This is a genomic window from Flavobacterium sp. ST-158 (assembly GCF_058309975.1).
On the sequence record NZ_JBZEEN010000017.1, the window covers coordinates 1 to 15,751 of the forward strand.

Sequence of the window (15,751 nt, forward strand, 5' to 3'; positions counted from 1 at the left end):
CCATCAACTAAATTAGGAATAGTCACCATACAGCCGGCATTCAAAGTCACATTTTGATTGGCTTCCGGAGTTAATACCGGATTGGTAGAGTCTTTAGCGGTAAGTACCACTACTTTAGAATCGGTATTTCCAGCAGCATCGGTAGCGGTAACAGTCACGTTAATTGTTCCGTTGTGAACCGCAGCCTGGGTACTCGCTGCGACAGGGCTTTGAGAAATGGTAACACCGGTACAATTGTCAGTAGCAGTAGAACCATCGACCAAATTAGGAATAGTCACCGAGCAACTGGCGTTCAAAGTTACATCCTGATTGGCTTCCGGAGTCAATACCGGATTGGTCGTATCTTTAGCGGTAAGCACCACTACTTTAGAATCGGTATTTCCGGCAGCATCCGTGGCAGTAACAGTAACATTGATAGTTCCGTTGTGAACAGCAGCCTGGGTACTTCCTGCAGTAGGGTTTTGAGTGATTGTAACACCGCTACAATTATCCGTAGCAGTAGATCCATCGACCAAATTCGGAATCGTCACCATACAACTGGCATTCAAAGTTACATTCTGATTGGCTTCCGGAGTCAACACCGGATTGGTCGTGTCTTTAGCGGTAAGCACCACTACTTTAGAATCGGTATTTCCGGCAGCATCGGTAGCGGTAACAGTCACGTTAATTGTTCCGTTGTGAACCGCAGTTTGTGTACTTCCCGCCACAGGATTTTGTGTAATAGTAATTCCCGAGCAATTATCGGAAGCCGAAGAGCCATCAACTAAATTAGGAATAGTAACCATACAACCGGCATTCAAAGTCACATCTTGATTGGCTTCTGGAGTCAACACCGGATTGGTCGTGTCTTTAGCGGTAAGCACCACTACTTTAGAATCGGTATTTCCGGCAGCATCGGTAGCGGTAACAGTCACGTTAATTGTTCCGTTGTGAACCGCAGCCTGGGTACTCGCTGCGACAGGGCTTTGAGAAATGGTAACACCGGTACAATTGTCAGTAGCAGTAGAACCATCGACCAAATTAGGAATAGTCACCGAGCAACTGGCGTTCAAAGTTACATTCTGATTGGCTTCTGGAGTCAACACCGGATTGGTCGTATCTTTAGCGGTAAGCACCACCACTTTAGAATCGGTGTTTCCAGCAGCATCTGTAGCGGTAACAGTCACGTTAATTGTTCCGTTGTGAACCGCAGTTTGTGTACTTCCTGCCACAGGATTTTGTGTAATAGTAACTCCTGCGCAATTATCGGTAGCCGAAGAACCATCAACTACATTAGGAATAGTCACCGAGCAACTGGCGTTCAAAATCACATCTTGATTGGCTTCCGGAGTTAAAACAGGATTGGTCGTGTCTCCAACAGTAATTGTTATAGGGTTTGTATAATTGGAATAACAAGCTACACCATTTAAAGTAGAGACGGTTCTTCTTTGGTAAGTTGTTGTTGCTGTTAAAGCAGGAGGAGCATAAGTTGCTGCTGTAGCACCACCAATTGTAGCAAAACTTCCACTGGCATTGGTTTGCCATTCATAACTAATTGTTCCGTCGCCATTTCCATCGCTAGTAGAAGTTAGAGCAGCAGGAGTATATCCGCTACAAATGGTTTGTGTATTTCCAATACTTCCAGGAGTAACGTTGGATTGTACGGTTACCGTTTTGGTTTCTGTATTAGAAAAAGCAGTACCGTCGGTAACTGTGAATGAAATGGTATAAAGTCCTGAAAGTGCAGGAGTAAATGATGTTGAAGTTAGTGTGTTGTTTGTAATAGTAACATTATTATTGTTTGGATCTTTTACTGTCCAAAGATAGCTCACTGAGCCATTTGGAGTACCAGAATAATTTCCTGACAAAGTAATATTGGCTCCGTTACAAATGGTTGAAGAAAAAGCATTTGGAGTAGTGATATTAGCATTAAGGGTTCCAGAACCTGCTACGATTTCACCGAATGTTAGTACATTAGCACTTCCACCTCCGTTGCACACAGCAATAAGCTTGTTATCAATATAGATTTCAGTATTATTGGAACAAGCTCCTGAAATGGTTCCTCCAGAATCAACCTTGATGACCGAATTAGTAGGAAGGAAAAGTTTTGTTTTTTGGAAACTGAAATTTAAAGTTCCCGTAGCAGTGAGGTATAAAAGAGAACTGTTTAAACTGACTTGTTTAGGATTAGAACCAGCTTGGATGTCTAGAGTTCCATTGAGATTCAAATCTCCCATTAAAGTTGTGGTAAGATTTGATGAGATTGTAATAGTATTACCCGATTTAATTGTTACAGCATAATTTCCAGCTACTTGACCAGGATAACTACTGGCATTAATCCATGAACCACTTGAATAAACTTCCCATGAAGCAGTTGATTGCCAATCGCCGGAATTTTTGGATTGATAATCACCATCAATTTGGCTGTAAGCGGAAACTAGGTTACAAAAAATGAATAATAAGAATATGTATTTTTGTTTCATGATTAATTGGATTTAAATTCAAAAAACAACTTTTAATTATCGGATTGAACTACAGTTTTTTAAGTAGTTTTGTTGTAAGAGGGAATGGGGGTATTCCTCTCTTATTGAAGGGATTATGTCATAAATTTGTATGGTAATAATCTCTTTGAGCAGCTTTAAATAATATTAAAATATTATTTATAAATTTTAATTGATTAACTATTTCAAAGTTAGATAATTACTATATGAGATTATACTTTAATCGATGATGTGTCGTATAAGTCGTTAAAGTACACTATATGCAACTATAGTTTTTTTTGAAAGGATTATTTTACTTAATTTTATTTAAAATGTAAGGTGATTTTTTGTTGCAGTATATCCGAAAAGTGATAATTTAGGTTTATTGGTACTTCTTCAAAAGATGTTTGGGAAAGTTTTTAGATTTAATCATTTTTCCAGCATCGGTAAAAAGAATAAAACTATAATCTGGATATTGATTTAGAAGTTTTAGGGCTTCTTTTTTTCCTAAAACCATAGCCGAAGTACTAAAACCATTAGCCATTTCAGCATTGGGACCAAAAACAGTTACACTACACAAACCCGTTGCAGGATAACCTGTTGCCGGATTGATAATGTGCGAGTAGCGTTTTCCATTAAAAACAACAAATTTTTCATAAGAACCTGAAGTAGTAACAGCGCCTTTTTTTAAAGTAATGGTAGCAAGAATTTCTTCAGGTTGAAACGGATTAGTGATTCCAATATTCCATGGTTTTCCGTTTATTTGGTTTCCCCAAACACTCATGTCTCCAGAAGCATTTACTATTCCGGATAGGATACCTTTGGCTAACATCATTTCTTGGCATTTGTTCGTTGCATAGCCTTCGCCAAGAGCACCAAAACCAATTTTCATTCCTTTTAGTTTTAAGAAAATAGTAGAATTGATACTGTCTAGAATAATATTTTTATAGCCTACTTTTTCAACAGATTTTTTAATTGCGGCTTCGATTGGCATTTCGGTCATAGAACCATCAAATTTCCAAATTTTATCCATTGCGGCAAAACTAATATCAAAAGCACCATGAGTAATTTCTGAAAGATGCAGAGCTCTTTTTGTCAAATCAAAAACTTCTTGATCTACTTTAACAGCTCGGATTCCCGCATTTTGATTGACTTCGGAAACCTGAGAAGTCGGTTTCCAATCGGAGATGAGGTTTTCAATTCGGCTAATTTCGGCAATGATAGCATCAATATTTTGTTCAGCGGCAAGAGAATCTTTGGCAATAATGCTAATATCAAAACGTCCGCCCATAAGCAGGGTAGTTCTCTTTCGTAATACTTGTGATTGGCAAGAAAAACTGAATAATAATATGCTAATAAGAATTATTGTGGTGTTTTTACTTGTCATGGAAAAAGAAATTTGATGTTTAATAACAATCAGTTAGTATTTGACCTTTGGCTTTATAATCAGAAAGAGAAGTGTTGTTTTTTTTCATGCAAATGGTATCCAATACTTTTTCTACATCAAATTGCATGGCTAATGCGCCACATATCATTATAACACCATCATTTTTTAATAAATCAGCAAAGAAATTGGCGTCCATTTGAATCAAATCCATCACATAATGATGATGGGCTTCACGGGAATAAGCCAAATGGAAATTCTCTAGATATTGTTTCTGTTTCATCTTAGAAGCAAATTCTTCGTAACGCGTTGTGATTTCCGTTTTTTGGCGGAAGCCAGCAAACAAATGAATTTCGGATTTTTTCTTGTTTTGAGCAATCATTCCTAGAAAAGGAGCAATTCCTGTTCCATTAGAGATTAACGCCACTTTATTTTTCTTTTTAGGAAAATGAAAAGCATGATTGTTTATTATTTGCGCTTTGATGGTATCACCCGCTTTTAAGTTGTATAGGAATTCTGAACCCAATCCAGAAGGATGTAATTTTACCGCCAGCTGAATGTTTCCGTCAATAGTTCCAATAGAATACAATCGTTCGCGATTGTCATTAGCGGGATAAATGGCTAAAAGATCTCCAGATGTAAACTTGCTTCGCATTCCAGCTCTTAAAGTCAGCAAAAATGTTTGTTCAGTCTCAGAAATTATAGTTTTGTCTAGAACCATTAATTGCTGTAATCCTTTAGGGATATGGTTGTAAACGGATGGAGTGGTGCTAAGAGAAATTCCTGTTTTAGCACTCCATAATTTTACCCAATTTACAAATTCTTCTGCTGATTTGTCATTTACGGTTTGTAATTCTAGTATTTGGTTGGCCCAAGTTTTGTTCTCTAAAAGACTATCAACTTCTTTAGCGAAACCACAGAAATCAGGATAGGATTTAGAACCAAAACCGATTACTGAATAATTAATTTGTTGCTGTTGCTTGTTTTTTTCTAAAAGAGACACAAACTTATTCGCATTAGATGGCGCATCGCCCAAACCATAAGTCGAAGTAAAAACTAATAATTGTTCCGCTTTTGGGTAGGTTTTAAAATTGTTGAGTTGGGCAAGATGTGCTTTTTCGCCGTTGTCAATAAGTTGTTTCAAAATAGCATTGGCAAAACGCAAAGAGCTTCCGTTTTCTGAACCAACAAGTAAGATGAATTTGCTTTCCTCTGCTTTGAATTTGTTTTTAATACGACTGGCTCTTCTTTTTAAAGTCATTGCAAATCCTGAGTAGATAAAAAATAGAATATTCAATGCTGCTAATCCAAGTACAAAAGCCCAAATAGCATTTGTTCTTCCAGTGTGTAAATCCAAACTTAGATTGGCTAATAATTTTGAAGTAGGAAATAATTCCTCCGAAACAATTTCATTTGAATATTGGTTGACTTCAACTTTTCTGTCTTTTAGTTCAAATGTAAAATAGTCTTCAGGATCATCTGAAAAAGGGAACTCAATTTTAGTCACCTCAACTAAAGGAGTGTTTTTTAAATCGAAGGTTTTTTTAGTTTTAACAGGAGTTGTTATTTCAGCTTTATTTTCATCTTTAGTATCAAAAAGATGAAAACGTTCCATAGATAAATAGGTTCCTGAAAGTGCAATAATTAAAATGGGAATTAAAGCCAATCTACCCAGTAAAACATGATAATATTGGGCAAAATAGTCTTTAATAATTTTAGAAAAAAAGTTACGTAGCCCCCTTTGTCTATTGATAACAAGTGCACATCCCGAAATGGAAATTAAAACCAAAAGAAAAGCATTTATACCAATAAAAAGCCGACCTGTTTCATGTAAAAATAAGGAACGATGTAAGCTGGTAATCCAGTTTATAAAGTCACTCTTTTTAGATGCTTTTCCTATGATTTGTCCCGTTTCAGGGTTGATATAGCCGTTGATGTCATTGCCATCGTTGTCAATAGCTTGTAGTGTTACAAATTGATTTTGGTCGATACTTAATTCAGTTATCTCAGCATATTTTTTTTGAAGAATTGGCAGGCTTTTAGCCAAAGTAATGTTATCAAAATTTTCCACTCGATAGGCTGGTATTTTCTGCTGCATGGCATCCACGGCAAGAATAGTTCCTGTTACAGATGCTAATATTAAAAATAAGGAAGAAAATAGCGCTAGAGCGAGGTGTGAGTACCGCCAAAAAGAAAGAGTCATCTACTACTGCTATTATATTTTGCTTAATCTTACGTAACGAATATAGCCTTTTCCTTCTGATTTGGCTGAAATTCCTTCTGTGGTAAGAGGGATTTCTAAGTCGGCAGTATAGTATTTTTGATCTTCAACAGCTGTTTCAAAACGTAATTTATAACCACTGTTAATTTTAGCATCGTCAATTTCGATAGTAGTAATGCTACGATCTCCGCCTGTAACCGAAGCGCCAGTAATAGCACTGATGTTGCTTGGTTTTTTAGCATAGAATTTATGCCATTCTTTTAAACTTTTATACCATTTTTTGTCATCTCCCATTACATAAAGTGTTTTTTCATAAGCTCCTTTTGCATTAACTAAAGAAACTACCACATAAGCACCATCTCCCATATAATTAGACATTTGAAGCATGCATTTGTATTTGCTACTTTGTGCAGATGCTTGTAAGGAGATAAGACATATAAATGCGCTTAATAAAGCTGTTTTAATTATAGATTTCATATATAAAATTTATTTTTTTCGAAGTATGTCTGGATTCAATTAATTTGCTGTTATTTCAAAATAGCAAGAGCAGCGGTGTCTTGATTTAGGGTTTCATTTTCCTTGGCTAAATCATAAGCTGTTTCGTCAAAGTCAGTTTTGATTTCTTTGCTAGCGCCGATGGATAGTAAATATTTCAAAATGCTATCATTTTTAGCAATCATGGCAGCTTTATGCAAAGCGGTTAATCCATCTTTGTTTTTAGCATTGACATCAATGTTCAGGCTGGCTATTTTTTTTAGCAAAGTTAAGTCATTTTTTAGGACAGCAAAATGATACAAAGTACTTCCGTCTTTTTGTGCTTGAGTTAAATTCAAACCATGCTCTTGCAAAAGCGTTAATTTTGTTCCAAAAGGATCTTCTTTAGTTGCATTTCCTCCTTGTGGTCCACGACCATTTTGAGGTCTGTACGATTGAATTAGATAATAACCTAGGTTATTGTTGTCTTTATCTAAAACAGTAACATTGGCTTTTTGGTTTAACAAAAGTTCCACTGCTTTAGGACTTCCGTTTTCCACTGCAAATGTTAATGCCGATTTTCCTTTTGCATTTTGCACGTTAATGTCTTTGATTTTTGGAAGTAATAGTTCTAATGCTTCAGTATCTCTTCCGGCTGCAGCATTCATCAAGGCAGTAGTTCCTTCGTTATCTGCTTTATTCACATCAATTCCTTTATTTAAAAAGTAATTGATAATTTCGTTTTGATTAGGTTTACGCACCAAGCTGTGTAAAACGGTTTCTCCATCTGCAGAAAGTACAGTGGGTTTAAGTTTTAAATCTTCCACTAAATATTGATACACTTCAATAGGATTTGCATCGCGTCTAGAACCTTGAGCGGCTATGATTAATGCATTGTCTGTATATTTAACTCCTTTTTCTAATAAGGTTCTCATTAGGTTTAAATTGCCTGTTTTTGAGGCATAATTAAAAGCTGTGTTTCCGTAATTATCGGTGTCTTTTAGAGATAATCCTTTTGAAATAAAATAATTAGTTAAGCTTAAATCTTTGTCATAAGGAATGGCTAAAAGCAAAAGATTAGCTCCATCTTTATCTTTTTTCTTTGGGTCTAATCCTGCTTTGAAAAAAGCATCATATATAGCTGTGTTTTTTTGTCCGCTATTAATGGCGAAAGTAATAGGTGTAGTTCCGTGGCTATCTTCAAGATTGATATCAGCACCTTTAGCGATGAGATAGTTTACAATTTCCACATTTCCTTTGCTAGCAGCCCAATGTAAATAAATACGGTTGTCATGAGTAGGTTTGCTTATGCTGTTTCCAGGTTGTTCTAATAAAAATTTAATAGTTTCAGTAGGTGCATCAGCATTGATGGCATAAACCACAGCATCAAAAGCATTACTAGTACTTTCGGATGGATTGTTTCCATTGGCAATTTCAGCTTTTACAGCTGCTACATCAGGTGATGATTTCCAAAAAGATTGTTCCAATAAGGTGTTTTTTTGTTGGGCAGAAGCCAAAAAAGTAGCCGCCAAGGCAAAGGAAAGAAATAGATTTTTCTTCATTATGAGACTGTTTTTTCTGATTAGATATTATTTTTTCTCTTTGGTTTAATTTGTATATTCTATTTAGAATAAATAAAAATAACGCAAATGTAAAAATAAAATTGACAATAACAATTACGAATTAGTAGTTTTTAAAAAAGAATCATCCCTAAATGATTTTGAATATTCATTAGGGATGATAAGGTATTGTTAAGTATGTTTATTTGGGAAATACTATTTATTCAATTAGAATTTTCTTGGTGTATTCGCCAGTAGTGGTTTCCACTTTTACAATATAAACTCCAATTTTTGGTTTTTTAATGTGTACTTGAATATTCGATTGGTTTCGGTTTTCTTGTATTTTCCAATTGTCAATTTCAACTGCAGAATCATTATAAAGGCGTACTTTAGTTACACTACAATTTTTAATTTTATTATTGATATTAATATTATCTGATTTTTGAATGTAAATAATATCTATTTCGCCTTTTGTTTCTACTGTATCTTCTGGGTCTGTTGGAGCATCAGCTGGGTTGAAAAAACGCAAAGAAAAGCGAGTAGTATTGGTGCCTGCAAGAAGATTTACTTCGTAAGTATTGGTTCTAATGTTGTTATAGGTATCTGTTTCACTGTCATAAATGTAGATAGCTTGGTTAGAATCAAAATTTTCTACATCATCAATCATAAATTTTACAATACCTTGAGCATCTGTTTTTACACCAATGGGGTAGGAAGCATATTTATTAAAAGTTCCTACACCTTGGATAACAAATTGATCTTGTCCAATTGAAAAATACATATCATTAGGAAGCTCGTCCATGTTGTAAGCATCATAGCCAAAATCTATTTCATCTGTAGCTTTTCCATCAATAAACCCTAATAGTATTTGTCTGTGATAGTCGTTACGAGAATTAAATCCTAATCGGATTTTTTTATAATTTAATTCAGCTACTGGATCATTATTATTGTTTTGCCATTGTTGTTTGGTTTGAGCTGTAATTTTATACATTACATTAGAATTTGTTGCATCGTCTTCTTTGTGGAAACTTCTTTGATTATTATTGTAGGTTATTGTTCCTCCAGAACCTTCTTTTCCTATAACAAAGAAAGCTTGACCAACTGGAATAAAACGATTTGGAATCCCTCTGGATGGAGTTCCTAGTTTGCTAATAAAGTCAACATTGGTAGATGATGGAGCAACTCCTCCTGTAAGATTTCTAGTAGCGTATCCTCCTTGGTAATCTCTAAGGATATGCGTATTATTGCTGGCATAATGTTCCCAGTAGTAAATAGTTCCATCTATAGAAGATTCATTATCATTTATAAAAGCTTCACTGTCAAGTGATGAAGGATATGGATTACCAGCCAATAATAATTGATTTGCACTTACTGAATTAGAAGTGATTGAGCCGTTATTTGGTTTTCCAACAAAGGTGTAGTTTTGAGTACTAGTAGCAGCTCCGCTTCCTTTCATAGTATAGCCTTGTCCAACTCTGATAGCTGAGTTTTCATTGAATTGTACCCAATTTGCATAAGCGTTAGCATAATTATCAAATTTATAAAGCCAATATCTGGCAATACTTATTGGAGTGGTTGGCGAACCATTATATCCACCAATCCAAGTGATTGTTTGGGGAGTTGATGTAGTTCCGTCCTTCATAACACTTTTTACTGTATAATTGACATTATTGGTAGTTGTGTTTATAGCTCCTACAGGAGAACTCCAATAATTGTAATTGTATAAGTTTGATTGTCCCTGTTGATCTCTTTCTATATAACCTGAACTAGTTACATCTAAATCACTATCTAAAGTTTGAATCAATTGCGATTTTCCAACTAAATCTATTTTTCCATTTAATTTTAAGTAACTGGAAATTTCTATTTTAGAATCATTGTTAGCACTAATAGTATTACTATCAACTAATAACCCCAAAACGGTTTTGTTTCCAGCAGAAGTAATATTATGTGAAGTTTTTACAATATTCCATTCAATTACTGTTGCATTGTCAATGCCTAAACTATATGGGGGATCCCAAACATCATAATTGGTCCAACTTTCATCGGTTTCCCACGCACCGTTTGATCCAGAAGTATATGGAATAGGCGCAGTATCAGGTTCAGGAAGATAAATACCTTTTAGTTTTCCGTTAATTCCATTGTCGGATTTGTCGACTAGGTAACCATTGCTAACATCATCAGTATGATTCATTTGATAGTAACCAGATAGATTTGTCCAGTTTAAGCCACTAATGTTTTTAGGAATGATAACACCTTTTACATTATTGTTTCCATCATTTTCTATTTCCTGATTCATCATTCTGCGGATTTGATCTTCTGATAAAGCTACATTCCAAATGCGTAGTTCATCTATCCAACCATTGAAATAATTGTAAGGAACATCAGTGTTTTGACTCATGGCACCAATGATAAAATCGGTATTATTTGTTGTAGGATTTGAACCAGCAGTTGTTTTTTCTAATATTCCGTCGATGTATAAATTATAATTTGTTCCGTCAAAAGTTATTGCAAGGTGATACCATCTGTCTGTATCTATAGGGTGTGTGGCAGTAATGGAATTGTTATCCCAATAGAAAGAAATAACATTGTTTACAATTCTTAAATCATAACCATTAGTTGATGAGGGACTAAGATGTTTGGAAAAAATAGTCTGTGTATTCCCATTAGTTACATTTGATTTCACCCAAGCTTCTATACTGAAATCCCCACTATTTAAGCTGAATTTATCTTTAAAGTTAATGTTGTCATCTACTCCATCAAAGTTAACCACATTACAAAGTTCTAATGTAACTAAAACATCATCTGTTGTTCCACAACTTGTTGTCCATCTTAAAGTATATTCGCCTATATTAGGACTATAAAAAGTAGCGCTTGGACTAGTGTTGTCAGAGAAAATTTCACCCCCTCCTGCAGGACCACTTATTATAGACCAAGATCCAGTTGCACCTGAAGAAGCATTTAGTGTTACAGTTTCACCGCCACAATAGGTAACTTGGTCGGGACCAGCCATACTAGATAAACAAGAGCTAGCATCTATAGCTACTTTTATAGAGCCATCAATAGGTTGTTGGCAGGTAGTGTCGTCATAGCCTTGGAAAAAATAGTTAGTAAATGCTGTTCCAGATGTTGCTCCAGTACCAGTTATTGTACCCGTTTCTAATGATACTTCAGGGGAGCAACCTGCACTTAGTATAATAGCGCAGTCTGTTGTTACATTAAGATCAAAACTTAAATCGGCATAAATGTATTCTGGATGGCCTGAGGTGATAGGTAGTGTACCTAAATCCCAAATAATTGCATTGGTGGCCGAATCATAATGTGGACTATTGGCAGTGCTAAAACCGTTATAGGTGTGATACGTTATGTTTGTGCCAGTATCAAAAATTGCTGTGGCAGGAATAGGTATTGAAACAATAGTATTGTTTGTAGCTTCAGTTCCTTCATTAGTGATATTTAATGAATAATTGATTGCTTGTCCGGGTAAAGCATTTAAAACAGTAGGATTAGTAACATTATTTATAGAGTTTACGCTAATTAAACCTTCTGGATCAGGAACATAAGAATCCACAGACATGGCAAAACCAAAAATAGAAAATTTATCTAAAGTTGAGCCGTATTTAAAATTGGTAGATGTTTGACCGTTAGCAATATTTACGTTTCCAGTATTGGGTATGTTAAACATACACAAATCGATTCCCGTATTGTTTTGCAAACTGGGGTTTCTGGTATTTCCACCGGTTAGGATAGTGGAGTTATAGAAATTATTAGTTGTGTTTCCAGAATGTGATAAATCGATGTAAGTGCTCGTGTTTAGTTGTTGTACTTGTAAATAATCTCCAGTTTTATTCACATCCCCTTCACTGGCCATAACTCCTAATTTCATATTTACTTGGCCGGCATTTACAGCCACAAACCCCGAAATAGGAATGTCCCCTACAAAAGAACCATTTTCATTAGCATACCCATCAAAAAGAGTTACAGCACGGCTATTCATTAAAGGATTTTCATAAATAACAACCATGCCCCAGCCACCCGAATATCCAGGAACTGGTCCGATACCTTCTTTAAGTGCAATGTCAGCAACAGTATAAGTTCCTAAGCCGTTAGTTTTAACATAATCAGTTATTTCTTTGTAACCTACATAAATTCCATCATCATCTGAACCAGGATACCAAATGTCTGATGCACTAGCAGTTATCGTTGTGTAAGTGGAAGCTAAGGGCCCTTTTAGAGAAATTATTTTTTTATCGTAATCTTTTGTTGTTGTTGTATAGGTTGGAATTGTTCCTGATACATTTATATAAGTGGAAGAATAGGTTTGTGTATCTGTAGTACTTAAGTTAGTTGAAGTGCTTCTTATTAACTGATTGATTGTAATTGTAATTGTTCCATCGGTTATAGTATATGGAGTTGTAAGTGTTGCAGTAGCTGTTGAACCAGAGGTGTTTACTGTTACCGGAATATTAGTAGTGCTACCGTTATTTATTGAAAGAGTTACTTTGTTGGATCCTGAACTGTTTGTGTAATTAAATTTATATGTATTCCCATTTCCTGAAAAAGTATATATTGGATATCTATTTCCGCTAGATCCTGCTCTAGATATGCTTAAACTGTAAGTGGAGTTGGTCAGGTCATCATTATTTCCAACGGTAAGGTTGTTATTGATAGTTTCTGTACCACTTTGTACTTGTTTAGATACGGTATAAGTATCTGCATCTTCTGATTTACCAGTCCAGTATAAACCGGCAAAAATAATAGTAGAACATTCAGGGTTTGCTCCATTTTCAGTTGAAAGTTGTAAATCGGCAGATGAGGAATTCCAAGTGTTTGAATCACCATCAATATCTACATAAACCATTTCCTGATCATTGTCAGTAGTATTACCATAGGTTTTAAGGGTTAGGTTGGTATTTCCTAACATCGAAAAATCACCCTTAATGTTGTAAATTACTTTTGATGGTGTAGCTGATGACGTTCTTTGTGTAAAAGTCTTTCTAACCTGTGCATGATTTACAATAGATAATAAGAAAAAAAGTACTGTAAACAGTACGTATAGAAGACAACTTTGTTTTTTAGTAAGGTAAAGTTTTTCCATAGTTTGAATTTAATATTATAACTGTTTTGTTTGTAATATTTTAAAGACAACCTAGAAGCAATAATTAATTCATAGATTTTGGGGGTCTTTTGTAATGTAAAAGTATTTATTTTTTAATTAAAATCGATTAAAAGCGTTAAAATACCGATAAAATACATTTTTTTATATAAAATTAAAGAAAAAACTTTCTTTAATCTATTTTGTAATTTGTATGTTTTAAAAAAAGTTAATTTTTATCCTAAACTTTTGGTTTTCATTTAGATTACTTGTAAATACTACAGGTTTTTATTAGGCTTACAAGTGGGATTTAATTTGTAGTCTAGATTGCATTATTTAAATTGTTTTTGGTTAAGCTATACTCTTTCAAAGAGAAATTGTTAATCAGTTTTATTGTTAAAGAAGGGAGCGCTTCACAAAAGCTTTTTTATGTTGTCTCAAGCTAGTAAAAAATTAGTTTATGATTTATAGGTTTAGATAAGAGTGATTATAATTTTTATCTAATGATTTAATTTTTCTTTTTCATTGGTAGATAGAGTTCTTTTTATTCCTTATTTGAGTAATTTGAAGAGAATGTTTTTTCAGGATAATATTCAAATAAAAAACCCTTAAATAGTTGATATTTAAGGGTTTGTTTTGTAGCGAAGACGGGAGTTGAACCCGTGACCTCAGGGTTATGAATCGTATGGTTTGTTATTTTTTTTGGAGTTAATTAGTTGATTATAAGTTACTTGTTGTTTTTGTGAAAATTGGTTTTTTACTGTTTTCTTTTGTTTTATCAGGTGTTTTCCTCACTCCGTTTATTTCAGTTTGACTATTGATTTTTAGCTTCTATATTTTTAGGTTAGATTATTATTTTAAGGTTTATTCTCATCTTGGAATAATTTTTATCTTTAGAATTTTAACTCATCAAAGCGGATATTCTATCTTTATTATTTTTAAAATTGAGGTTACTTAAATGGTGTTTAAAAATTTATTAAATTTCATTCCAACTTCAGTATTGAAATTAACTCTATGGTAGCTGTCAGTTTCTTATTAAGAAATTACTTTGTTAAAATTTCTGTTATATTTTTATCTGTTTGCTAGGAAACTTGCATGCTCTACATTTCCTCGCTTGATATAAAGCCTTGTTACATATAGTAAAGGATTAATGGTATTAATAAGCTTTTATTGGAAAATTGTGTTGAAAAATTAAAGAACGTTTTAATTATGGTAGTTAATTTGGTGAAAAATTAATTTTTTAACATTATTTATTTGCTTATTATAAAGATTGTTATATAAGACTTATTCATTATCGTAGAATATGACAATGATCTCTATTTTCTTTTTTCCTAATTTAGGAGTTATTCTTTATTGATGAATTAAATTACTAACAGGCTCTTTTAGCTCGTTCCCAATTAACAGTTTGGTTATTTCTAATATAACGTACAAAACCTAAGACTACAGAAAGGTTCATGATGAAGAAATAATAGGGAACAAACAGCACTTTTATTCTCGTTGATCTATTTTCCAAAAACCAGCCTAATAGAGCCGTACAATAAAAGAAGAGCTGTAACCAAAATAGATTAGAGTAAAGTCCAAAATTCAGAAAACCTTGTTTGTAAGCTAGTATAAAGGAAATTGGAATTAATGCTAACAAGCAAAGTGGTGCTAATGTCCAACGAAGTACTCGATGTGAAATGTATTGAAATGAAAGAGTACCATATTTAAAAACATTTAACAAAGATCTTAATCGGACTACTGATTGAATACCTCCTGCTGAAATTCTTATTTTACGTTTTAGCTCTTCTTTTACATTTGCAGAAGCACTTTCTATGGCAAATGCTTCAGGATCATATTGTATGGTGTACCCTTCCTGAGCTACCCGCAATGAAATAATAAAGTCATCGAGTAAAGTGTCTTTTTCAACATGGCGGTATAATTTTGTTCTGATAGCAAACAATTCGCCAGCTGCCCCAACAACAGAATATAATTCGGCATCCCATTTTTTTAAAGCTGATTCATATTTCCAATAGAGTCCTTCGCCCGCACCAGAAGCAACGTCACTATGTGGGTTGAAAATTCGTTTTTCACCAGAGACACATCCTACTTTTTCATTTCCAAATAGCCTGACTATGCGTTTTATAGATTCTTTTCCAAGCATGGTGTTTGCATCGCTAAATATTACAATTGGTGTATTTACGAATTTCATTCCTCTATTCATTGCTCCAATTTTACCATTTCTTGCATCTAAATGATATACAGTTGTATTGGAATAGTTCGAAAGTAATTCAGGAGTACCATCATCAGAACCATCGGTAACCCAAACAATGTTTAATTTTTCTTTTGGATATTCCAGTTCTAACGTATTCTTCATTTTAGGTGCGACATAATCTTTTTCATTATAAGCGGTAATAAACAAAGTCACTTGTGGCTCGTAACTATAATCGATGTTTTTTATTACACCAATTTTGAAGAATCGTCTTATTTTGATAACTGTAAAAAGTAAAATACCATAACCTATGTAGGTGTAAAATACAGTAAACAAGAGCATCCAAAAAAGTGTTTTTAATAATTCCATTG

General features: G+C 34.1%; 7 protein-coding genes. All 7 read right to left on the minus strand.

Going from position 1 to position 15,751, the window contains the following annotated elements; all coding sequences use genetic code 11:
* Nucleotides 1-2,462: beta strand repeat-containing protein (locus tag AC4FRF_RS16955; protein WP_491161393.1), on the minus strand; the 2,462-nt coding region annotated here is incomplete at its 3' end.
* A 379-nt stretch (nt 2,463-2,841) separates the two neighbouring features.
* Nucleotides 2,842-3,846, minus strand: a complete 1,005-nt coding sequence (locus AC4FRF_RS16960) for an FAD:protein FMN transferase (protein WP_491161395.1) — start codon at nt 3,844-3,846, stop codon at nt 2,842-2,844.
* A gap of 19 nt (nt 3,847-3,865) precedes the next feature.
* The gene (locus AC4FRF_RS16965) at nt 3,866-6,046 is read right to left on the minus strand and encodes a PepSY domain-containing protein (protein ID WP_491161397.1); all 2,181 of its coding nucleotides are present in this window, start codon (nt 6,044-6,046) and stop codon (nt 3,866-3,868) included.
* Nucleotides 6,047-6,058: 12 nt separating this feature from the next.
* Nucleotides 6,059-6,541, minus strand: coding sequence for a DUF2271 domain-containing protein (locus AC4FRF_RS16970; RefSeq protein WP_491161399.1), 483 nt, complete (start codon nt 6,539-6,541; stop codon nt 6,059-6,061).
* A 50-nt stretch (nt 6,542-6,591) separates the two neighbouring features.
* On the minus strand, nt 6,592-8,100 hold the full coding sequence (locus AC4FRF_RS16975) for an ankyrin repeat domain-containing protein (RefSeq protein ID WP_491161401.1): 1,509 nt from the start codon (nt 8,098-8,100) through the stop codon (nt 6,592-6,594).
* A 217-nt stretch (nt 8,101-8,317) separates the two neighbouring features.
* On the minus strand, nt 8,318-13,192 hold the full coding sequence (locus tag AC4FRF_RS16980; RefSeq protein WP_491161403.1) for a DUF8693 domain-containing protein: 4,875 nt from the start codon (nt 13,190-13,192) through the stop codon (nt 8,318-8,320).
* Nucleotides 13,193-14,558: 1,366 nt separating this feature from the next.
* The gene (locus AC4FRF_RS16985) at nt 14,559-15,749 is read right to left on the minus strand and encodes a glycosyltransferase family 2 protein (protein ID WP_491161404.1); all 1,191 of its coding nucleotides are present in this window, start codon (nt 15,747-15,749) and stop codon (nt 14,559-14,561) included.
* Between the last annotated feature and the right edge of the window lie 2 nt (nt 15,750-15,751).